Annotated in this window: 26 protein-coding genes; 16 read left to right on the top strand and 10 right to left on the bottom strand. The window is 68.1% G+C overall.

Going from position 1 to position 20,757, the window contains the following annotated elements:
- The first annotated feature begins 73 nt into the window (after positions 1-73).
- The gene (locus AZG88_RS20905; protein ID WP_061698809.1) at positions 74-760 is read left to right on the top strand and encodes a phosphatase PAP2 family protein; all 687 of its coding nucleotides are present in this window, start codon (positions 74-76) and stop codon (positions 758-760) included.
- A 46-nt stretch (positions 761-806) separates the two neighbouring features.
- Positions 807-1,232 (top strand): hypothetical protein, encoded by a 426-nt coding sequence (locus tag AZG88_RS20900; RefSeq protein WP_061698807.1) that lies wholly within the window; start codon positions 807-809, stop codon positions 1,230-1,232.
- Between the two features lie 41 nt (positions 1,233-1,273).
- Here the strand turns inward: AZG88_RS20900 and AZG88_RS20895 are convergent, their stop codons facing one another.
- Positions 1,274-1,810, bottom strand: coding sequence for a carboxymuconolactone decarboxylase family protein (locus AZG88_RS20895; RefSeq protein ID WP_025432578.1), 537 nt, complete (start codon positions 1,808-1,810; stop codon positions 1,274-1,276).
- Positions 1,811-1,943: 133 nt separating this feature from the next.
- Between AZG88_RS20895 and AZG88_RS20890 the strand changes: the two genes are divergently transcribed.
- Together AZG88_RS20890 and AZG88_RS20885 are read left to right on the top strand one after the other, a co-directional pair.
- Positions 1,944-3,104 carry a zinc-binding dehydrogenase gene (locus tag AZG88_RS20890; RefSeq protein WP_061698806.1) on the top strand — a complete coding sequence of 387 codons (1,161 nt, stop codon included), beginning with the start codon at positions 1,944-1,946 and terminating at the stop codon, positions 3,102-3,104.
- Positions 3,105-3,118: 14 nt separating this feature from the next.
- Positions 3,119-4,000, top strand: a complete 882-nt coding sequence (locus AZG88_RS20885) for a DUF4436 family protein (RefSeq protein WP_025432579.1) — start codon at positions 3,119-3,121, stop codon at positions 3,998-4,000.
- Here AZG88_RS20885 and AZG88_RS20880 read toward each other — a convergent pair.
- Positions 3,997-4,557, bottom strand: coding sequence for a CGNR zinc finger domain-containing protein (locus tag AZG88_RS20880; RefSeq protein WP_061698804.1), 561 nt, complete (start codon positions 4,555-4,557; stop codon positions 3,997-3,999). The two genes, AZG88_RS20885 and AZG88_RS20880, sit on opposite strands and share 4 nt — an antisense overlap.
- A gap of 153 nt (positions 4,558-4,710) precedes the next feature.
- Here AZG88_RS20880 and AZG88_RS20875 point away from each other — a divergent pair, with 153 nt between their 5' ends.
- Genes AZG88_RS20875 through AZG88_RS20855 form a run of 5 tightly spaced genes read left to right on the top strand, consistent with a single transcriptional unit; the run spans position 4,711 to position 8,730 of the window.
- On the top strand, positions 4,711-6,108 hold the full coding sequence (locus AZG88_RS20875) for an MFS transporter (protein WP_061698801.1): 1,398 nt from the start codon (positions 4,711-4,713) through the stop codon (positions 6,106-6,108).
- Positions 6,109-6,142: 34 nt separating this feature from the next.
- On the top strand, positions 6,143-6,616 hold the full coding sequence (locus AZG88_RS20870; RefSeq protein WP_061698799.1) for a DinB family protein: 474 nt from the start codon (positions 6,143-6,145) through the stop codon (positions 6,614-6,616).
- The gene (locus tag AZG88_RS20865) at positions 6,613-7,857 is read left to right on the top strand and encodes a MalY/PatB family protein (protein ID WP_061698796.1); all 1,245 of its coding nucleotides are present in this window, start codon (positions 6,613-6,615) and stop codon (positions 7,855-7,857) included. The genes AZG88_RS20870 and AZG88_RS20865 overlap by 4 nt, the downstream gene beginning before the upstream one ends.
- A gap of 7 nt (positions 7,858-7,864) precedes the next feature.
- Positions 7,865-8,269 (top strand): Rid family detoxifying hydrolase, encoded by a 405-nt coding sequence (locus AZG88_RS20860; RefSeq protein WP_061698794.1) that lies wholly within the window; start codon positions 7,865-7,867, stop codon positions 8,267-8,269.
- Between the two features lie 8 nt (positions 8,270-8,277).
- On the top strand, positions 8,278-8,730 hold the full coding sequence (locus tag AZG88_RS20855; protein ID WP_005246218.1) for a nitroreductase/quinone reductase family protein: 453 nt from the start codon (positions 8,278-8,280) through the stop codon (positions 8,728-8,730).
- Positions 8,731-8,735: 5 nt separating this feature from the next.
- On the opposite strand, the gene AZG88_RS20850 is transcribed toward AZG88_RS20855, so the two are convergent.
- Together AZG88_RS20850 and AZG88_RS20845 are read right to left on the bottom strand one after the other, a co-directional pair.
- On the bottom strand, positions 8,736-9,152 hold the full coding sequence (locus AZG88_RS20850) for a cupredoxin domain-containing protein (protein WP_005246219.1): 417 nt from the start codon (positions 9,150-9,152) through the stop codon (positions 8,736-8,738).
- Between the two features lie 105 nt (positions 9,153-9,257).
- Positions 9,258-9,968 carry an enoyl-CoA hydratase/isomerase family protein gene (locus AZG88_RS20845; protein WP_025432580.1) on the bottom strand — a complete coding sequence of 237 codons (711 nt, stop codon included), beginning with the start codon at positions 9,966-9,968 and terminating at the stop codon, positions 9,258-9,260.
- A gap of 121 nt (positions 9,969-10,089) precedes the next feature.
- Here AZG88_RS20845 and AZG88_RS20840 point away from each other — a divergent pair, with 121 nt between their 5' ends.
- The 3 genes from AZG88_RS20840 (at position 10,090) to AZG88_RS20830 (ending at position 13,207) form a co-directional block, all read left to right on the top strand.
- Positions 10,090-10,539 carry a DUF6292 family protein gene (locus tag AZG88_RS20840; protein WP_061044859.1) on the top strand — a complete coding sequence of 150 codons (450 nt, stop codon included), beginning with the start codon at positions 10,090-10,092 and terminating at the stop codon, positions 10,537-10,539.
- The gene (locus AZG88_RS20835) at positions 10,536-11,702 is read left to right on the top strand and encodes an AI-2E family transporter (protein WP_061698791.1); all 1,167 of its coding nucleotides are present in this window, start codon (positions 10,536-10,538) and stop codon (positions 11,700-11,702) included. Before AZG88_RS20840 ends, AZG88_RS20835 begins: the two co-directional genes overlap by 4 nt.
- A gap of 119 nt (positions 11,703-11,821) precedes the next feature.
- Complete coding sequence (locus AZG88_RS20830; protein WP_025432581.1) at positions 11,822-13,207, top strand: WS/DGAT/MGAT family O-acyltransferase; 1,386 nt, start codon at positions 11,822-11,824, stop codon at positions 13,205-13,207.
- Positions 13,208-13,210: 3 nt separating this feature from the next.
- Here the strand turns inward: AZG88_RS20830 and AZG88_RS20825 are convergent, their stop codons facing one another.
- Positions 13,211-14,257, bottom strand: coding sequence for an iron-containing redox enzyme family protein (locus tag AZG88_RS20825; protein WP_061698824.1), 1,047 nt, complete (start codon positions 14,255-14,257; stop codon positions 13,211-13,213).
- 24 nt (positions 14,258-14,281) lie between these two features.
- Here AZG88_RS20825 and AZG88_RS20820 point away from each other — a divergent pair, with 24 nt between their 5' ends.
- From AZG88_RS20820 to AZG88_RS20810, 3 genes are all read left to right on the top strand, one after another.
- A complete protein-coding gene (locus AZG88_RS20820; protein ID WP_005246226.1) occupies positions 14,282-14,515 on the top strand; it encodes a CDGSH iron-sulfur domain-containing protein in 234 nt (77 codons plus the stop codon).
- Between the two features lie 368 nt (positions 14,516-14,883).
- A complete protein-coding gene (locus AZG88_RS20815) occupies positions 14,884-15,339 on the top strand; it encodes an STAS domain-containing protein (RefSeq protein WP_005246230.1) in 456 nt (151 codons plus the stop codon).
- A complete protein-coding gene (locus AZG88_RS20810) occupies positions 15,336-16,775 on the top strand; it encodes an alpha,alpha-trehalose-phosphate synthase (UDP-forming) (RefSeq protein WP_061698789.1) in 1,440 nt (479 codons plus the stop codon). The genes AZG88_RS20815 and AZG88_RS20810 overlap by 4 nt, the downstream gene beginning before the upstream one ends.
- Before the next feature lie 21 nt (positions 16,776-16,796).
- On the opposite strand, the gene AZG88_RS20805 is transcribed toward AZG88_RS20810, so the two are convergent.
- Positions 16,797-17,567: a GAF and ANTAR domain-containing protein gene (locus AZG88_RS20805; protein ID WP_005246233.1), complete on the bottom strand. Its 771-nt coding sequence runs from the start codon at positions 17,565-17,567 to the stop codon at positions 16,797-16,799.
- 85 nt (positions 17,568-17,652) lie between these two features.
- Positions 17,653-18,894, bottom strand: coding sequence for an FUSC family protein (locus tag AZG88_RS20800; RefSeq protein WP_231914112.1), 1,242 nt, complete (start codon positions 18,892-18,894; stop codon positions 17,653-17,655).
- Position 18,895: 1 nt separating this feature from the next.
- Here AZG88_RS20800 and AZG88_RS20795 point away from each other — a divergent pair, with 1 nt between their 5' ends.
- The gene (locus AZG88_RS20795) at positions 18,896-19,150 is read left to right on the top strand and encodes a hypothetical protein (RefSeq protein WP_005246238.1); all 255 of its coding nucleotides are present in this window, start codon (positions 18,896-18,898) and stop codon (positions 19,148-19,150) included.
- Between the two features lie 9 nt (positions 19,151-19,159).
- Here the strand turns inward: AZG88_RS20795 and AZG88_RS20790 are convergent, their stop codons facing one another.
- From AZG88_RS20790 to AZG88_RS20780, 3 genes are all read right to left on the bottom strand, one after another.
- Positions 19,160-19,957, bottom strand: coding sequence for a SigB/SigF/SigG family RNA polymerase sigma factor (locus AZG88_RS20790; RefSeq protein WP_005246239.1), 798 nt, complete (start codon positions 19,955-19,957; stop codon positions 19,160-19,162).
- Positions 19,957-20,388 carry an ATP-binding protein gene (locus AZG88_RS20785; RefSeq protein ID WP_005246240.1) on the bottom strand — a complete coding sequence of 144 codons (432 nt, stop codon included), beginning with the start codon at positions 20,386-20,388 and terminating at the stop codon, positions 19,957-19,959. The genes AZG88_RS20790 and AZG88_RS20785 overlap by 1 nt, the downstream gene beginning before the upstream one ends.
- A gap of 146 nt (positions 20,389-20,534) precedes the next feature.
- Positions 20,535-20,723, bottom strand: coding sequence for a cold-shock protein (locus AZG88_RS20780; RefSeq protein WP_061698823.1), 189 nt, complete (start codon positions 20,721-20,723; stop codon positions 20,535-20,537).
- Positions 20,724-20,757: the final 34 nt, after the last annotated feature.

Raw genomic sequence — 20,757 nt, 5'->3', positions numbered from 1 at the left:
GTACAACAGACCGTCACGGCGTCGGCCACGCGCTCTCAGCGTTCCCACAGCAGGCCGTGACGACACTGGCCGGATGCCCCACACCTCTGCCGCTCACGCCGGGCTTCGTATGTCCGCCCTGACGCTGATACTGGCCGTGCTCTGCGTGCAGGTCCACGACGGCGGCCCACTGACCGGTGCCGACGTGCCCGTGACGTCGTGGGCCGTCGGAAACCGTTCCGCGGTCCTCGACCACGCGGCGCTCCTCGTCACCGACCTCGGCAGCCCCGTCGCCACCGTGGCCCTCGCCGTGATCTGCGGGCTCGCGCTCGCGTGGCATCGGCGTTCCGCGATTCCCGCCGTCCTCGTCGTCGGAACGGTCGGGGCCGCCACCACGGCAAGCACGGCCCTGAAGCTGGTGGTCGAGCGCAGCCGGCCGGCCCTCGACCTGCAGGAGGTCCTGGAGACGGATTACTCGTTCCCGTCCGGACATGTCACGGGTACGGTGGCTTTGCTCGGCATCACGGCCGCGATCCTGCTCGGCCGCCGTCGCCGCCTCGTCCGGGTGTGTGGCGGGGCCGTGGTCGGGTGCGGGGTGGTGATCGTTGCCGCGACCCGCGTGTACCTCGGTGTCCACTGGCTCACCGATGTTGTCGCCGGCGCGATCCTGGGCGCGGTGTTCGTGACGGTGGGGGCCGCCACGTACGGGCGTGTCCACCCGCCGGTCGGCACCCCCGCTCCGTCGAAACCGCTCCCGGCCGTCGACCGAGTGGGAGGCTGACGAGGGGAACAGTTCTCTGGTTCGACCCGGACGACAGGAGACCACCATGCGACTGACTACACTCGGCGACCTTCCCGCGCGCATCGCGACGGGGGGGTTCATCCTCCATACGGGGATACAGAAATGGTCGGCGGACGAGCAGACCGCCCAGGGGATTCACGGTATGGCGGCGGGAGCGTTCCCGTTCCTGAACGCGATTCAGCCGGAACGATTCATCAAGTTGCTCTCGGTCGCCGAGATCGGCACGGGCGCAGCTCTACTCGCACCTTTTGTGCCCTCCGCCGTGGCCGGGGCGGCGCTCACCGGGTTCTCCGGGGGCCTCGTGGCCATGTACGCGAGGACGCCCGCGCTGCGTAACCCCGGCAGCATCTGGCCGAACGAGAACGGCATCGCCGTCGCCAAGGACGTGTGGATGCTCGGCATCGGGTTGGGTTTCGTGCTCGGCGGGTTGTCCCGTTCCCGCTGCCGCTGACTATCTGGCGTCGATCGGACCGAGTTCGGAGACTCCGTCGGCTATTGCTCGGGCACGACGCAGAAGTCGCTGTCGGAGAACCCGGAGGGCCGGACACCGAGCGCCTGATTGAGACGTCCGCGGTGGTTCTCCCAGGCGATGGCCGCGGCGAGTTCGGTCAGTTGCGCCTCGGAGAACTCGGCGAGCAGTGAGCGTCGCAGGTCCTCGCCGATGTGGGCGGGCGTGCGGGTGATGGCCTCGGCGAACTCCAGCACCAGCTTCTCGGTGTCGTCGAATTCGCTGCTCTCACGAAATGTCGGGAGAGCGCGTAACTGCGCGTCGCTCACTCCGAGAGCGCGGCTGAACGCCGATCCGATGTCGAGGCAGTACTCGCAGTGGGTCAGCGCGGCCGCCTTGATCTCGCCGAGCGCTTTGAGGCGGGGATCGACCCTGGCGCTCGTCGCGAGCGCGAACTCGTGGAACCCGACGGCGGCGAGTAGCTGCGGGCGGCGCCGCAACCAGCGCAACAGGTCTGCCCGGTTGCGGCGGGCGGTGGGAAAGACGCGACGAAACGAATCCATCTGACCGAGGACGCTCATGCTGTCGGTGTACACCCATCGCCGGGACGGGACAACCCCCTGTGGCGACCATTCGGCAATCGTGGTGTGTGGGCGTCGGGAGTGTTCTACGTTCGGAGCGGAGGCCCACCGCGCCGCACCCGAGGAGCCCAGCATGAAGGCTGTCATCTGCACCGAGACTCGCCTGGAGGTGGGTGACATCCCGGCTCCGATCCCGGCCCGGGGTCAGGTGCTGATCGATGTGTCCCGGTGCGGGATCTGCGGCTCGGACCTGCACGCCCGCGTGCACGCCGACGAGATGGCGGAACTGGCGGCCGAGACCGGCTACCGCGACTTCATGCGCTCCCACCAGCGAGTCGTGCTCGGGCACGAGTTCAGCGGCACCATTGCGCACTACGGGCCCGGCTGCCGGAAACGGTGGCCGGCGGGAACCGCGGTGGTTGCGTTGCCCATCGTCCGCACCGGGTCGGACATCCACCTGACCGGGCTGTCGGCCTCGGCACCGGGCGGCTACGCGGAACAGGTGGTGGTGCAGGAGTCGATGACCCTGCCGGTGCCCAACGGGCTGTCGGCGGAGAAGGCCGCGCTGACCGAGCCGATGGCGGTGGCGTGGCACGCGGTGCGGAAGGGTGACGTCGGCAAGGGCCGGACCGCGATCGTCATCGGATGCGGCCCGATCGGTCTCGCCGTGATCAGCATGCTGAAGGCGTCCGGTGTCCGCGCCGTGGTGGCCGCCGACTTCTCCGCCCGTCGGCGGGAACTCGCCCGGCAATGCGGTGCCGACGTCGTGGTCGATCCTGCCGCGGCGTCGCCCTGGACGTCCTATCCGCGGCGCAGGGAGACGACCTCCATCACGGAGGTGCTCGCCCTCGGGCTGGACACCATGGAGAAGCTGCGTCGCATCCCGAAGCTGCCGTGGTGGCATGCCTTCGCCCTCGCCGACGCGGTGGGCGCAACACCGTCCGGGCCGGTCGTCTTCGAGTGTGTCGGGATGCCCGGAGTCATCGACGGCATACTGGCCGGGGCGCCGCTGCGGTCACGTGTCGTCGTGGTCGGGGTCTGCATGGAGACCGACACCTTCCGGCCGGCACTGGCGATCAACAAGGAGATCGACCTGCGCTTCGCCATCGCCTACGATCCCGGCGAATTCCGCGACACACTCCAGATGCTCGCCGACGGAAAGGTCGATCCGACGCCGCTGATCACCGGCACGGTCGGGTTGGCCGGTGTCGAATCCGCGTTCACCGCGCTCGGCAGCCCCAGGGTGCACGCGAAGATCCTGATCGACCCCGAGAACACCTCCGTCTCGTTGTGATTCGCCGAACGCCCATGAATGCCCACCATCCCCGGCTCCAGTGGGCCGTGCCGGCGCTTCTCCTCGCGCTGATCTACGCCGCGTCGCTCATCGTGTACGGGTTGAGCAGCCGCACCGGCGACGACGACGGACCGTTCGAGATCGGTAGCGACGAGGTCGTGGTCCTCGTGACGGCGAAGTCGCTGCAGCCCACGACCGACCGGGTGCAGGCCGAGGTGACGATTACCGTCGGTGAGAATTTCCTACACGCCAACGGCGACACCCTGAACCGGGACATCACGCTGCTTCTCATCCCGAGCACCAGCCACGAGGAGATCGTCTTCCGGGCGGGCGCCTCGGCCACGACCTTCGATACCGAGTTCATCGCCACCGGCAACGCGGCGTACTGGCCGTTCGACCGGTTCGAGGTGAATCCGATGGTGGTGGAGGCCTATCAGGGGCTCGGCGCCGACCGCGAACTGGTGCCCACGGCCCTGCTGCTGGAGGGCCGGGTCGACGGGTGGAAGGCACGCGCCGAGGCGGTGGCGGTCGACACGGACCTCTCCCGGAACGGCACCGGCGCCGCGCTGATGTTCGCGCGCACGGGCGGGAACCTGATCTACGCCGGAATCCTGCTGCTGATGATGACGATCCTGGCGGGCCTCGCCGCCTTCGTCGCGCTGCAGACGTTCCGCCGCAAGCGCGCCGTCAACACCGACATGCTGGGCTGGATGGCCGCGATGCTGTTCGCCGTCGTGCCGTTGCGTGGAATCCTGCCGGGAAGCCCGCCGATCGGGTCGTGGGTCGACATCGCCCTCACGGTATGGGTGGTCTCGACACTCGTCGCGTCGCTGGCCCTGTTCGTGTTCTGCTGGTGGCGGGACAGCGAAGCGCCCGCCAGCCCTGATCGCCACTAGTCGATGCTCTGCAATTTCTTGCGGCGGCGGTAGTCCGCGGCCTTGATCCGGTTGCCGCACTCCGCCATTCCGCACCAGCGGCGCGAGAAGCCGCGGGAGAGATCGACGAACAGCCGGGTGCAGTCCGGGTTCGAGCACTCCTTCACCTTCGCCATCGCCGGGGAGCCGATCAGATCGATGGCGTCCCGGGCGAGGAGGCTCAATGCGTTGCTTGGTGTGCCGGTGCTGGTCGTGTCGCCCTCGCGGGTGAGGGTGAGGGTGGGCAGCGGACCCGCGGCGGCGGTGTTGAGGAGGCCGACCTCGGCTTCCGTCGCTCGGTGGGTGCTGCCGGTCAGCGCCGCACCGACGGCGCTGTAGATCGCCTCCCGGAGGTGCCGTGCGTCGCGGACGCTGTCGGCGGACGGCGGTTCCATCTCGTCGCACAGGTTCGCCCCGGCCACCCACCGGCACAGATCGTCCGGATTCTCGAGCAGCTCGGTACGCAGGGTCCGGCGCCACAGGATGGTGCCGGCGAAATCCAGGCAATGCCGTCCACTCACATACACGAACTCGTTCACGTCACCATCTTGACAGGTGACGCGAACGAGTTCAAACTTCTTCCATGATTCCCGTCACCCCCTAGGGTGGTGACGCCAGCGAGGGTGATTCGTCTCGGTGGCAGCGACGGGACTCATTCACACAGCGTTCTCACCAAAAGGAGCCCGGATTCCATGTACGACGATGCGCGCGTCCCCGCACCGACACGAGGGCCCACCGCGCCTCCCCTGACCAGCGCCACGATCGCCGGCCGGATGGAACGACTGCCGTGGTGCCGTGTCCAGCGAAACCTCTTCCTGGTGATTGCCACCGCCTGGTTCTTCGACTCGATCGACCTGGGCGCCATGACCTTCCTGCTGTCACCGATCAGCCACCACTTCTCGCTCACCGCAGCACAGACAGGGGTACTCGGCAGCGCAAGCTTCGCCGGAATGTTCTTCGGAGCCGTCGGGGCCGGTGCCATCGCCGATCGATTCGGACGCCGGCGGGTCTTCAAGTACAGCATCATCGCCTGGGGCCTGGCGAGCATCGGACTCGCCCTGTCGTGGAACTTCGAATCCCTGCTCACCTTCCGATTCCTGCTCGGTATCGGCATGGGAGCGGAGTTCCCGGTGGCCGCGGCAATCCTCGCCGAATTCATGCCCTCGTCGAAGCGCGGGCGCTACGCCGCCCTGCTCGAGGGTGCCTGGCCGATCGGATTCATCACGGCCGGCGCGGTGTCCTACCTCCTGGTCGCCTCCACGTTCGGTTGGCGCGGATTCTTTCTCATGCAGGCCGCCCTGGCCGTGGTCGCACTGATCATTCGGCGCAACCTGCCGGAGTCACCCCGGTGGCAGGTCTCCCGGGGGCACACGGCCGCAGCCGAACGCACCCTGGCCTCCATCGAAAGCGCGGTGCGCGACGCGACCGGCCGGCCACTACCCGAGCCCGAACCCGTGCGCGGCGCGCACGGCGAGGACACCGGACGGGGTGGCTTCCGGGCACTCTTCCTTCCCGCACACAAAGCGCGCACCCTGACGGTATGGGCAGTGTGGTTTTGCCTGATGACCGGCTACTACGGGCTGACGACCTGGATCGGCAAGCTCCTGACCGACAACGGCCTCGACGTCGCCAAGAGCATCGGGTTCGTCCTCGCCATGGCCCTGTGGGGAATCCCCGGATTCCTGTCGGCCGCGTACCTGATCGAGCGGCTCGGACGGCGCTACTGCCTGGCCGGGTACACCATCGGATCCGGCATCGCCGCCTTCTTCTACGGCCAGAGTTCGGGCACGTTCGAGCTGATCCTCGCCGGATCCTTCCTGCAGTTCTTCTTCTTCGGCATGTTCTCCTCGATCTTCGCCTACACCCCGGAACTGTTCCCCACCCGCAGTCGCGGCGCGGGAGTCGGCTCCGCCACCGCCCTGGGACGGCTGGGTTCGGTCTTCGGCCCCATCGCGGTCCCCTTCCTGCTCGGCTTCGGCGGCACCGGACTGGTCTTCTCCACCAGCGCGGTCCTGTTCGCGATCGGCGCACTGATCGTGCTCACCCGCCTGCCCGAGACGAAAGACGCTGTCCTCGAACAGATCCACTGACTTTCCGCACCTTCCCACCACGAAAGCGAATCCCGTGAACACCGACGAATACCTGTACTTCCTCGACCGCGCGTTCGACGGCATGCTCGCCGTCCTCGGCGAACTCGGCGACGAGCGCGCCAATCAGGCACCACCCTTCGACGGCGCGAACTCCCCCTGGGCCATCACCTACCACTGCACCCAGGTGGCCGACTACTGGATCGGGCACCTGATCGGCGGCCGCGAGAGCAACCGTGACAGAGAGGCCGAGTTCACCGCCCGGGGAACCATCGCAGACCTCACCCGCACCATCGCCGCCGTGCGGGCGAACCTGCAGAAGGACCTCGACGGCTTCGACCCCGCTGCGCCGCTGACGAATACCCCACCGGCCGACTACGAGGGGCCGAGCCGCCAACTGACCCCGAACGGGGTCCTCCTCCACGTGCTCGAGGAACTCGCCCAACATCACGGACAGGTCGAGGTTTCCCGCGACGCCCTGTCGACCGTCCCAGCGGAAGCAGCGTTGTGACTACCTCGACGACACCCCACTCCCTGTTCCCGGGATTCGACGACCTCGACCTCGGTGCGCTGTCCCGGCGCACCGGGGTGAAATGGGCGCGCGCGGTCGAAGCCGGGGCACTCCCGTCGTGGGTCGCCGACATGGACTTTCCCGTCACCCCGGAGATCCGCGACGCGCTGAAGGACGTCATCGACCGCGGCGACCTCGGGTACCCGAACTGGTTGGGCGGCACTCCCCTGCGTGCCGAGTTCGCCCGGCGGATGTCCGACCGCTACGGCTGGCAGGTCGACCCTGCAGACGTGCGGGAGCAGACCGATCTGATCCAGGCCCTGCAGCTGATCCTTCGTCTCGGCACCCGACCCGGGGATGCGGTGGTCATTCAGACCCCGAACTACCCGCCATTCCTGGCGACGATCGAAACGATGGGGCGGCGCACCGTCGAATTCCCCTTCGTCGACACCGAGAACGGGTGGGCTCTCGACTTCGACGAGTTCGAGCGGACCCTGGCGCAGAATCGTCCCAAGGTGCTCGTCCTCGTCAATCCGCACAATCCGACGGGTCGAGTGCACACGCGCGGCGAACTCGAGCGCATCGCCGAACTCGCCGAACGGTACGGCCTGCTGGTGATCAGCGACGAGATCCACGCCGAACTGATCTACCAACCGCACCGGCACATCCCGTTCGCATCCATCAGCGAGGACGCCGCATCGCGGACCGTGACGGTCACGTCCGCCGGGAAGGCCTTCAACCTCGCCGGTCTGCGCTGCGCGGTGCTGCATTACGGTCCCAAGGACCTGCTGGCGGTCCGGGACAACGAACCACCCGACCTCTACGGCGCGGTGTCGGTTCTCGGGGTCGTCGGATGCCTCGCCGCATGGCAGCACGGGCAGGCGTGGCAGGACACCCTCATCCGCGTCCTCGACCGCAATCGCGCACGGGTCCACGACGTCCTGACCCGGGCGCTGCCCGAGGCCCGGCACCACCTGCCCGAGGCCACGTATCTGAGCTGGGTGAACGTCTCGGCCCTGCCGGTGGACGATCCGATCGACCGCATCCGCCGCGCCGGGCACGTGCTCGTCGACGGCGGTGCGCCCTTCGGGAAGGCCGGTGACCGGTTCATCCGGATCAACTTCGCCACCTCGGAGACCCTGCTCGACCGGGTCCTGTCCGGCATCACCGGCGCGCTCACCGGCGGACACCCGGACCCCGCCGCGCCGTCCACCCAACTCGACCCCTGCACTCTGACGTAAAGGACCAATGCACGTGAACACCGCCATCGCCACCACCCACGCGCCGTCCGCGGCGCATCTCTACAACCAGGGCATCCAGGTCGGCGACCTGGTGTTCTGCAGTGGGCAACTGCCCCTGACCGCCGAATCGGGCGTGCTCGTCGGAAAGGACGATCCCCGGGCCCAGACGCGCCAGGTCTTCGCCAATGTGGCCGCGGTGCTCGCCGCGGCAGGCAGCTCCCTCGAGCACGTCGTCAAAGCGACGATCTTCCTCACGTCGATGGAGCATGTCACCGCCGTCAATGCCGTCTACGCCGAAACCTTCGCCGGCATCAAACCCGCCCGATCCTGCATCGCCGTGCGCGCACTCCCGCACCGGGATGCGCTCGTGGAGATCGAGGTGGTTGCCACGAGAGCGCCGAGTTCGGAATAGTCGAGGACATGGTGCGCCGGACCGGAAGAGTGCTGCCGCCCTGGTATCTCGCCCACGTCAACAGGGTGATCGTCGGGCTGCATCGCTTGGGCGTACCGATGCCGATGCCCGCGCTCACCGTCCCCGGCCGGAAGACGGGCGTGCTGCGGTCGACGCCCGTCTCACCGTACGAGGTGGACGGCCGGCGCTACGTCGTCGCGGGATACGCCGAATCGGACTGGGCGAAGAACGCCCGGGCAGCCGGGCGTGGTGAGCTGACCCGGGGGCGGCGACGCGAGCGTGTCCGACTGGTCGCGCTGCCGGTGTCGGAGCGGGGCCGGATCCTTCGCGAGTTCCCGACCCGGGTGCCGCACGGGGTCACCATGTTCCTCGAGGCCGGGACGGTCGCGAACTCCTCCCCGGAGGCGTTCGCGGCCGCCGCGGACCGGTGCGAGGTCTTCCGCATCGAGCCGCTCGACTGACGGGATCACCGAACCTCGAGCGTGCCCACCATGTTCGGGTGATAGGTGCAGTGGAACGCGAACGTGCCCGGCTGACCGGGGACGGTGAACGTCGCGGTCGCACCCGGTTCGACCTCCACGTCGAACAGGTCGCCGGTGTCCGCCGTCACGGTGTGTTCGGCGGTGTCGTCGTTGCGGACGGTGACCTCTTCTCCCGGCGCGAACGTGCCGGGCAGGGTGTACTTGAAATCGGAGATCACGATCTCCCGCTGAGCCGCCCCCGCAGGCATCGACATGGACATCGACGGCATGCCGGACATGGGATGGTCCCCGCCGTGCGCCGTTTCCGCCGAACCGGACGAGTCGTCACCGTCGCTTCCGCACGCGGCCAGCGCGAAGACGGCCAGCAGGATCGGCAGGACAAGTGTCAGAACGCGTTTCATGGTGGTCGCCTCCGGATGACGGTGAGAACGGATGCCCGACGCCCCGCTCCTCGCGGGAGTAGTACCCGTTTTCACGGCAGACACCCTCGGTGTGCCCGTGACTCGTCAGCCGCCGTTCAGCGCCTCCTGTGACTCGAGGTTCGCCACCGGGGTGCGGAGCGAGGCGACGGCGTCCGCGTAGAGGGAGCACTTGATCTCACCGAGTGTGCGACCGCGGGTCGCGACGAGCCCCTGCGCGTGTTCGACGGCCCTGGTGAGCACGTGCTGCTCGGGGGCGACCTCGTCGACGAACCCGAGTTCGCTCGCGGCGACGCCACCGTACCGACGGCCGGTCACCAGGGCGGTGTGCACGGCCCGCGCGGGCAGCCGGGCCGCGAGCAGCGCGATGCTGCCCGGCGCGTAACTCGCCCCGATGGTGATGCCCGGCAGGCAGAAGTAGCCGCGGTCCTCACGCATCACCCGGTGATCGTGGGCCGCCGCGAGGATGGCGCCGCCGCCGAAGGTGTGCCCGGTCAGCGCGGCCACGGTCGGCAGGGGGAAGGTGAGGATCCGCGCGAACAGGCCCTGCACACGGTCGATGTAGGAGTTCAGCTTGTCGGTGTTGGCGACGACCCAGGCGGTGTCGAGACCGGTCGAGTAGAACTTTCCGAGCCCCGTCGTCACCAGTGCGGCGGGACCGTCGTGCTTCTCGACCTGATCGAGGAGGCCGTCGACCCTGTCGATCCAATCCGGGTGGAAGGCGTTCTCGCTGTCGGGTTCTCCCTCCTCACCGAAGTACAGGACGAACACATCTCCCGAGCGCTCCACGTAAGGCATGCGGCGAGGCTACCCGGAGACGGGCGCGTCGCGCCCCTCGAGCACCCACACCTCGGTGGGTGAAGTTTCAACTGTCGCGGGGCAGGGTATGTCGATCGTCAAACAGCTGAGGCGGTGGACGATGAAGAGCGGAACAGGCATTGCCGACACCCGCACCGTTCGGGACTACATCCACACGGTGGCCAGGAGCGTTCACGCCGACTCCATCGACTGGTGGGACAGCGACGGCATCGAAGTCGTCCTCGTTCTGCCGCTCCGGTTGCATTATCTGCCGGGACGCAACGCGGTGCTGGCGTGGAACCGGACCTTCGGCTGGTCGCTCGGCGTCGAAGGATTGGGCCGCCGCAGCGTCATCGTGATCGACGGCCTCGGTATCGGGCGGATGCCGTCACCCGCCGTGTGCGCGGAAAAAGCGGTGGAGTTGATCGACGACTATTGCCGCTCGACACCCGCATCGCCGGTTGCGCCGACAACCGGGCCCGGCACATCGACCGCCGCCGATCGGTGCTCCCGCATCGGACGGGACACTGCCGGCGGTGGACGGCGGGACAGAGTCGTCAGACGACCGTGACCACGGGCGCCGGGGGCCACGACGACAACGTGGCCCAACCGCATTCCCCCGCGGAGGAGCAGCCGATCATCGCCGCGGAGGAGGGCGCGGCGCGCATCAGCACGGCCGCGCATCCGCTCGGGAGGCCCGGACCGCGGTTCGATCGCCGATCCCCGTTCTTCATCGGGCTGGCCGGGGCCGCCGGTGTCGCCGTCACGTACGCCCTGATCGAGGTCGTTCTCGCGGCCCGCGGGGTGCTGGTTCTCATCGCCGTCGCCGCATTCCTCGCGATCGGCCTCGAACCTGCCGTGTCCTGGTTGGTGCGGCACGGATTTCCCCGATGGGCTGCGGTCGCAACGGTTTTCGTCCTCGCCTTCGCTGTGCTGGCCGGGTTCCTGGCCGCGGCGATCCCGCCGATGGTGACGCAGGGCGGCGCACTCGTGCACAACGCCCCGGACTACCTGGGGCACCTCGAGCAGAACTACCCGGTACTGGGGGAACTCAGCACCCGCTTCCATCTGCAGGACGAACTGCGCCGGGCACTCGATGCGGGCAACGTGCCGATCGTGGTCGGCGGGATCGTGGGTGCGGGCAAGTTCGTGTTCAGCGCCATCAGCGGCACCGTGATCGTGGTCGTGCTCACCGCCTATTTCCTGGCCGACTTCGCACACATCCGGTCGTCGATCTACCGCCTGGCCCCGAACTCGCGGCGTCCACGCACGATTCTGATCGGCGACGAAATCTTCGCGAAGGTCGGCGGATACGTGCTCGGGAACCTCCTGATCTCGCTGATCACCGCCGTCCTCACGTTCGTGTGGCTGGTGGCCTTCGACGTCCCCTACCCGTTGCTGCTGGCCGTCCTGGTCGCCGTGCTGGACCTGATTCCGGTGGTCGGATCCACCCTCGCCGGTGTCGTGGTGGCGCTGGTCGCCCTCACCGTGTCCCTGCCGGTGTCACTGGCCACCATCGTCTTCTTCATCGCGCTCCGTCTGTTCGAGGACTATCTTCTCGTTCCCCGCATCATCGGCCGAACCGTCAAGGTGCCCCCGATGGTCACCGTCGTCGCCGTCCTCATCGGCGGCGCACTGCTGGGGATCGTCGGGGCGCTGCTCGCGATACCCGTCGCGGCCGCCGTTCTGCTTCTCGCCCGCGAGACGGTGTTTCCGCAGCTCGATCGCGGCTGAGCGGGCGGGGCACGAAAACGGCCTTGCGGAAGAAGTTTCCGTGTTCTGCTTACCCTGGAGACGTGGGATGCGCCGGGGCATGCTCGGGCCGTGTCCCGAGCATGAGAAAGAGGCGCTGGATGTCGGTGATGAGTCCCACCGAGGCGATGTTCGTGCTGTTCGAGACGCCGTCGCATCCCATGCACGTGGGTGCGCTCGAACTGTTCGAACCGCCGCGCGAGTCGGGGCCCGATCATGCCCGGTCCATGTTCGAGGCGTTGATCTCGCACGAGGGCGCGTCGGACACGTTCCGCCGGCGCGCCGTACGCCCGCTCCGCGGCGCCAGTTACCCCTGGTGGTCGTTCGACGACCACATCGATCTCGGCTACCACGTCCGGCACACCGCGGTCCCGGGCCGGGGCCGCATGGAGGACCTGCTGTCGCTGGTGTCCCAGATGCACGGCATGCCGCTCGATCCGCAGCACCCGATGTGGGAGATGCACGTCATCGAGGGGCTCGCCGACGGACGGACGGCCGTGTTCTCGAAAATTCACCTGTCGCTGATGGACGGACCGGCCGGGCTGCGGCTTCTCCATCACGCCCTGTCGACGGACCCCGACGCCCGCGACTGCCCCGCACCGTGGACGCCCGGGGTCGCCGGCACGTCGCGGCGGGAATCCGTGCTGCCGGTGGCCGTGGTGCGGGCCGGGGTGCGGGCCGCCACCAGCATCGTCGGGGTGTTGCCTGCGCTCGCGAAGGTCGCCTACGACGGCGTCCGCGAGCAGCATCTGACCCTTCCCCTGCAGTCGCCGCCCACGATGCTCAACGTTCCGGTCGGCCGGGCCCGGAAATTGGCGGCACGGTCGTGGCCGATCCGGCGCCTGGTGTCGGTGGCCACCGCGGCCAGCACCACGATCAACGCGGTGGTGCTCGCGATGTGTTCGGGGGCGCTGCGCCGGTATCTCCTCGAGCAGTACGCGCTGCCGGACGCGCCGTTGACGGCGATGCTGCCCGTGCCCCTCGACCTGGGCGGCACGATGATCGGTCCGCGCGGCCGCGATCACGGCGTCGGCGCGATGGTCGTCGGCCTGGCCACCGACGAAGCGGATCCGGCGGCACGCCTCGCCCGCATCAGCGAATCGGTCGAGCACACAAACCGTGTGTTCGGCGCGCTGAGCCACACCCAGTTCCAGCTGATGAGCGCGCTGGCGATCAGCCCGATCCTGCTCGAGCCGGTCCGCCGGTTCGTCGACGACACTCCCCCGCCGTTCAACGTGATGATCTCGTACATGCCGGGCCCGTCGAGGCCGCGGTACTGGAACGGGGCCCGCCTCGACGCGGTGTATCCGGCGCCGACGGTCCTCGGGGGGCAGGCGCTCAGCATCACCCTCACCAGCCGGTCCGGTCAGCTCGACGTCGGCGTCGTGGGCGATCGGCACGCCGTCCCCCACCTTCAGCGGATCATCACGCACCTGGAGACGTCGCTCAGCGATCTCGAGCACGCGGTCGCCGCGTCCGGCACCTGACCCCTAACCGGGCGGCTGCCGCAGCGACGTGCGGTTCGCCTCCCAGCACCGTGTGACATGGTCGCCGACGAGGTCGTCGAAGGCGAGGCAGGCCGCGGCCCCCAGCAGAATGTCGTCGGCCACTGCGGGCCGTGCCGCGACCAGCCCGCCGGCGAGGTCGCGGCAGACGATCTGTTCGTGCACGGAGTCGGCCTCCACGTGCTCGTCGAAGAACAGGGTGGCCGCCTTCCCGAATCCGAGGCGGCGTAGTCCGGCGGCGTATTTCTTGCTCGGCAACGCGGACGTGGTCTCCACTGCGCACAGGTGCCCCACCAGGGCCCCGAGACGGCTGCGGTGCAGGCCGAACAGGGACAGCGCGTTGAGGGACGCCAACGTGAGGGCGGGCACCGCGTCGATGTAGTGCGCGTAGCCGTCGGACAGCCCCAGTTCGCGCATCGTGGTGGCGAACAGTGCCGAGTGCATCCGCTCGGGCCTGCCGCCGCCGTATTCGTCGGACTGCACCTCCACCAGCGCCGCTTTGGGTGCGCCCGCGAGCCGCGGGATGCCGAGTGTGTGCACGTCGGCCTCACGCAACTGGTTCAGGGAACGGTGGATCAGCAGTTCCCGGAACTGGGTGAGATCCGCGTCGTGGGCCATGTGACCGGACAGTCCCGGCGCTGTGCTGGGGGCGGTCATCGCCCACAGCGCCGCCACCACGTCGTCGGCGCCGGTCGGTGCGTCGGCGACGTCGCGGATCGCCGCGTCGAACGGAACCTCGAGCGCCGACCGGGCGGCGATCAGGTCGCTGTTCCACTCCCACCCGTCGCCGACACCGGTGATCCCCTGCAGGTGCAGTTCGTAGAGCGCGGTCAGGCAGATCTGCGCGTCCTCGTCGAAGAGGAACGCCCGCGGACTGTCGCGCGCCGACGAGGCGAGGGAGCGGGCCGCCGCCACGAACGGTTCGGCATCGGCGCCGTCTGCGCGCAGAATGGAGAACAGGAGATCGCTGACGGGACCGCGCGGCTTCGGAAAGGGCATGGACGTTCCCGATTGCGCCACCGTGTCCGACATCGACGGAGAGTGCAAGGTAGTCATATGAACTCCATTCCCATTGCCGGGGCCGACGAATCTGCAGGGGCCGACGAATCCGACGTCACGATCACGGTCTGCCCTGATGGTCCACTCCTGGTGCGTGGTGCTGCGCGGATCCTCGACACCGAAGGTAACTCGCTCGGCAGCGATCGGGCCACCGTGGCGCTGTGCCGGTGCGGGCGGACGAGCATCGCTCCCTTCTGCGACAGTTCGCACAAGAAGCGGCGTCGCCCGTAGGACTGTCCCGCATCAGTGCTGCCTCCGATTCTGCGCACGGCGGCGCGCGATCACGAACGTCACGACGCCGACAAGGATCACGATGGCGATGATTTCCATTCGCGCCGATTACCCAATTCGCCGACAAGCTACGCCGGGCTCCCGCTGTGCCGCCGGATGCGCCGGCGAGAAGTGCAGTGGGACAACCGAAAACGCGAACGGCGGCATGTCGGCGGAGATGTCGGGGTGAGAGGCGCGCCCCCGCCATTGACACCATGGGGTAACGTCAGAGTCCTGCACGGTTGAGCCCCCAGCCGCAATGGACGGGCACGGTTCACGCGCCTAATTTCGTGCCTGTCTCCTACGTCGCTCGACCGTGAGGAAACGACATGAAATCAGTTCTCAGTGCGCTGCCGACACGCTACGACCCTGCCGACAATTCGACGCTGTTCAGCTGGGCCGTCGAGCCCGAGCACGGGCGGCTCTCCGTCGTCAGTGTGCCCGGTGCCGGCGGGATTCTCGTCGTCCGGATATCTGGTGACATCGACGTCACCACACTTCACACCTTCGGGAATCACCTCGACGAGGCGATCAACGAACGGCTTCCATTCGTGCTCGACCTGACGGATGTTCAGTTCTTCTGCGCGTCGGCCCTGCCGATACTCGACATCATGGCCGGTCGCGCCCGCAGGCTCACCGTGCCGTGGGCGGTGACCGGCAACAACGCCCTCCGCAGACCGTTGACGGCAATGCACATGGCTGCACAGATCCCGTTCTGCGCCGACCTCGAGGACGCCTTCCGGCTGGTCGCCCAGGGAATTCACCAGGGTGGGCGCTCGGCGTGAAAGACACTGCTCCGCACGGCACGTCCGACTTCGTGGTGGTCGCCAACCGACTGCCCGTGGACATGGAGACACTCGACGACGGGACGACACGCTGGAAGCGGAGCCCGGGAGGCCTCGTCACAGCCCTGGAACCGATCCTTCACGACCGGGAACGCGGTTCCTGGGTGGGCTGGCCCGGTGTGCCCGACACGAAGGTCGAACCGATCGTCTCCGGCGGGGTCGACCTGTACCCGGTGGAGCTGAGCTCGGACGAGGTCTCGCTGTACTACGAAGGATTCTCGAACGCGACGCTGTGGCCGCTGTACCACGACGTGCTGGTGGCACCGGTCTTCGACCGGGACTGGTGGCACTCGTACCTGGACGTGAATCGCCACTTCGCCGAGGAGACCGCGCGCACCGCGGCCGAGGGCGCAACCGTGTGGGTGCAGGACTACCAGCTGCAGCTGGTGCCCCGTCTGCTGCGGGAGATGCGCCCCGACCTGACCATCGGGTTCTTCCTCCACATCCCCTTCCCGCCCGTCGAACTGTTCATGCAATTGCCGTGGCGCAAGGAGATCGTGGAGGGGCTGCTCGGCGCCGACCTCATCGGCTTCCACCTGCCCGGCGGCGCCAACAATTTCCTGTTCCTGGCGCGCAGGCTGCTGGGACTCGACACCACCACCGCAGGCGTCGGCGTGCGCAGCGCACTCGGCCGGGTGACACTCGACGACCGCGTCGTGCAGGTCGGCGCGTTCCCCATTTCCGTCGACTCCCGGCAACTGGTCGAACAGGCCACCGATCCCGCCATCGTCGAACGGGCCGCCGAGATCCGCCGCGAGCTCGGGAACCCCCGCAAGATCCTCCTCGGAGTCGACCGACTCGACTACACGAAGGGCATCGACCTGCGGCTCTCGGCTATCGGCGAACTGCTCGACGAGGGCCGCCTCGACCCGTCGGACACCGTGATGGTGCAGCTCGCCACCCCGAGCCGTGAACGCGTCGAGCACTACATGAAGATGCGCAGTTCCATCGAGGAGCAGGTCAGCCACATCAACGGTGATCACGGTCAGATCGGCCGGCCGGTCGTGCACTACCTCTATCAGCCGGTCGATCGCAGCGAGCTGATCGCGCTGTTCCTGGCCGCCGACGTCATGCTGGTCACCCCGATGCGTGACGGGATGAACCTCGTCGCGAAGGAGTACGTCGCGTGTCGAGCGGATCTGGGTGGGGCGCTGGTGCTCAGCGAGTTCGCCGGTGCCGCCGCCGAACTCCGGGGTGCCTACCTGGTGAACCCGCACGACCTCGACGGAGTGAAGAACACGATCATGGCCGCGCTCGACCCGGAGCGGGAGCAGGGACGGCGCCGCATGTCGCGGCTGCACCGTCAGGTGCTCGACCACGATGTGCACCGGTGGGCGCAGTCCTTCCTCGGCGCGCTTTCTCCGGTCGCCGACTGATCGCCCGGTCCCAGGCCCGGTTCACTCGGGATTCGTCGTCACCGATTCGACGATGCGGCGCGCCACCTCCGCCAACTTGATGTGCTCCTGCTGCGACTGCGCCACGAGGATCTCGAACGCCTGGTCCGCGGGAACGCCCCGCAGCGCCATCACGATACCCTTGGCCTGCTCGATGACCGCGCGGGTCTTCATGGCCCTCGTGAGGCCCGAGACCTCGTTCCTGGCCAACTCCACGCTGCGGGCGCTTCTCAGCAAACCCTCGATCGCCGTCGTGTACACGAGCAGCACCACCGCGTCGAGTTCGCTGAATCCGTGATCCCCCTGCCCGTAGATGTTGAGGGTGCCGGCGAGGGCCTCGTCGACGGCGAGCGGCGCGGACAGGAAGCTGCGCATACCGGCCTGGTCGAGATTGTCGGCGACCGACGGCCACCGGGCCGCGGCCTCCCCGAGCCGGGCCTTGACGACCTTCCGTGTTCCGGCGACACCGAAGTAGTCGCCGTCGATGGCCTGGAAGTTCTGAATGTCGATCTCCCGGACCGCCTCGTCCGTGTACGCGACGGTCACCACCCGCCCGTCGCGTAGCAGCGATATCCCGGCCATGTCGGCGTCGGCGATGGCGTCCACCACCTGATCGCAGACCCGCTGAAGCAGCAGGCTCATCTCCACCTGCGAACCGGAATTGCGATTGAACTCGTCCAACGCGGTTGCCAAGGAGCCCAATTGGGCAGCGATCGTCGCGCTGTCGAGATCGGGGGACATCGACCCAGGGCGCTCACCCGCAGTCTCGGCCATTCTCGGATACACCTCAAATTCCGGGTGTAACCGACAGGACACCCACTGAACGAACGCAGCAGTTGTCTCTACCGTCGAGAAGACTTTACTCGACCCCGGGACCGTCTTCGTCCACCGATCCCGCCCCGGACGGCGAGGCGGGAGATTCCCCGGTCAGCAAGCTCAGCGCCGCCGCGCACGGCCGGAGGATGCTGCCGGCGCTCATCGTCGAACCCCGGGTCAGACCGCTGTGGCAGGACACCGCATCCTCGAAGTTGCGGAGCCGTTCCTCCGCCGTCCGGCAGGCGGCGACGTGAGCGTCGCGGCTGTCGGCGAAGGCGAAGTCGGCTCGGATCACGTCTGCCAGGGCCTCCACGAACGCGGCCGCGCTGTCACGGATCTCCGGGTCGAGAGGACCGAACGGAGGTTGCGGTGCCAGCGCCAGCGAGGTGGCGCGGACGATCTCCGTGCACTGGGGCCAGCCCTCGGACAGCGCCACGACCGCCTGTTCCCACTTCCTTCCGGCGGCGACCGGACCGGCGGCGCGTCGCACGTTGGCGCGCGCGCTCTCCGCCGTCCAGGCCACGGCGTCCAGGGCGTCGTCCAGTTGCACCCGCACGTGCGCCGACCGTTCGGCCCAACGATCGGGCTGTCCACCGGTTCCGGGTTCTCGCAGCTCCCGGGCGACGTCGCACAACAGCGCGGTGGCGGTCGAACCCAGCCCGGTCAGCGCGCGCTCCGATCGCCGCAGATACAGCGGAGGTAGAAGCAGCGCGTTCACGGCCACCCCGGTTCCGGCGCCCAGCGCGATCGCCAGGATGCGGTCGCCGAGCATCGCCGGCTGATCGGAATCGCCGTACGTCACCATCAGCAGCGCGGTGACCGCCACCCACACCCCGCTCGAACCGAACCGGCGCCAACGGCCGAGCAGGAGACCTGTCAGCACCGCCACACCGACACCGACGGTGACCGAGTCGAACAGCAGTCCGACCACCGCGGCCAGGATCACCCCGAGTGAAACCGCCGCGAGTTGTTCGCCGGCCACCCGCAGTGATCGCGACACCGTGACCTCGATCATGAACACCGCCGCGTAGGGCGCGAGGAACGGCTGCGGCAATCCGAGAAGGCGCTCGGCCAGAATCCACGCGAGCACGGCGGCGGTCGCAGCCTTCACCGACTGCACCACCACGGTGTGTCGCTGACCGTCCCCCGCCCAGGAGCGCAGGCGCCGGAGCGCGGTGACGTGCAACAGTCTCTCCCTTCGTGCGACGACGAGTGCCGTGTGCCCGACTCGCGGCAGCATCAACCGGCGGGGTTCGAACGCGGTACGTCCGGGTATGCCGGGCACTATGAACACCCACGTGACCGCGACCCACCTGCAGACACTTCTCGATTCGCCACTGCCGGATCCCGCCCTGATCCTGCAGAGCGGCGCCCCCACCATCGTCGATTCGGGTGAGCTGGGCGACGAGCATCAGTCCCTGGTCATCGTGACCCGGGACGAGTTGCGCGAACAGCTCCCGAAGGACCGCGACTGCTCGCAGAGCGATCTGGAGTTTCACGCCGCGTCGCTCGAATCGACGGTCTCCGGTTTGGGTGGCTGACGCGGGTGGTCAGCCGCCGCCCAGCTGCTCCCGCAGCCCGGACAGGGTGCGCGCCAGGATCCTCGAGACCTGCATCTGCGAGACGCCCACCCGCTGGGCGATTTCCGTCTGGGTCATCGAGCCGAAGAACCGCAACATCAGCACGCGGCGTTCGAGCGGCGGAAGTTTCTCCAACGCCGGCCGCACGGCGGCGTGACTTTCCACGTTCGCGAGCTCCGGGTCCTCCTCGCCGAGAGTCTCGGCGAGGGGAAGGTCGTCGGGATCGTCACCCATGGCCGCATCCATCGACAAGGTTTGGTAGGCATTCTTCGCGAGCAGGCCCTCGGACACTTCCCGGACGTCGAGTTCGAGTTCGGCGGCGATCTCACTGGCCGAGGGTGACCGTCCCAGTTCCTGCGACAGCTCGTCGACGGCCTTGGTGATCAACGCGTGGAGTTCCTGCATGCGCCGGGGCACCCGCATCGACCAGCCGGTGTCGCGGAAGTACCGGCGAACCTCCCCCATGATCGTGGGCACCGCGTAGGACACGAAGTCGAAGCCGCGGTCCGGATCGAAACGGTCGACGGCCTTGACCAGACCGAGTCGGGCGACCTGCAGCAGATCCTCGTGCGCCTCGCCGCGCCCACCGAATCGGCGGGCGATGTGATCGGCGAGGGGAAGGCAACGTGTGATGACTTCGTCGCGCAGCGCGGACGCCTCCCCGGACGATTCGTCCAGGGCTCGCAGGCGCGCAACCGCGGGCGCCACGTCCTTGTAGTCGTCTCTGCCGGGACGGTGCCGCTCGCTGCGTTCCGGAATCGGCGACACTAGATGGTGCCCCGGTATTTGACCAGTTCCACCGCCACGGTCCGTTCGACGGACCCGTTGCCGACGGGTCCCTCCGATACCGAAACCGCATTCATCAACGTCTCGAGCACGTGCCAGCCGAAGCTCTCCCGGTTGGGCACTCCGCCTCGCGTGAGGGGTGCACTGATCGTCACGTGCAACCCCGTCTCCGTGACGGCAAACGAACACGTCAGTTCGGCACTTCCCGGCGTAGCCGCGATCAGTTCCGAACACACCTCGTCCACGGCAAGTTTGATATCGGCCACGTCGTCGAGCGTGAAGTCTCCCAGAACGGCGAGAGTTTCCGCGACGGCGCGCACCACAGGCAACTGTTCGAACTCCGCCGCCACACGAAGTTCCACGGGCACACCGGATCTCGTTTTCATTCGTCTAACCTCGTCGACCTCGGCCATCTGCACTCCACGTCTGTGTCGTCGGTTTCTGCGACTCTCGGCAGCGTACCCAGCTGCCGCGACCCTCAACCCGCCGGCGAACGAAAGTGCAAGCTTGTGCCGAATGCGTCCCGACTTGCCGGTTCGACGAACACGATTCGGTGAGCTCAGGCGACCCGGACGTCGCGCGCCTGGTTGCCGGTCTCGGTGCGGCAGACGGTGAAGCTGACGCGCTGTCCTTCCTCGAGAATGCGGTGACCGTCTCCGGCGATTTCGGAGACGTGCACGAAGATGTCGTCGGATCCGTCGGCCGGGGCCAGGAAACCGAAACCCTGTTCGGTGTTGAACCATCGCACCGTCCCCGTGCGTAGTGCTGTCGATTGCCGGGCA

The sequence above is a fragment of the Rhodococcus sp. LB1 genome (assembly GCF_001583455.1).
Classification (GTDB): Bacteria; Actinomycetota; Actinomycetes; order Mycobacteriales; family Mycobacteriaceae; genus Rhodococcus_F; species Rhodococcus_F opacus.
Note: the sequence above shows the minus strand (reverse complement) of the source record. Positions and strands in the feature narration are given on the sequence as shown.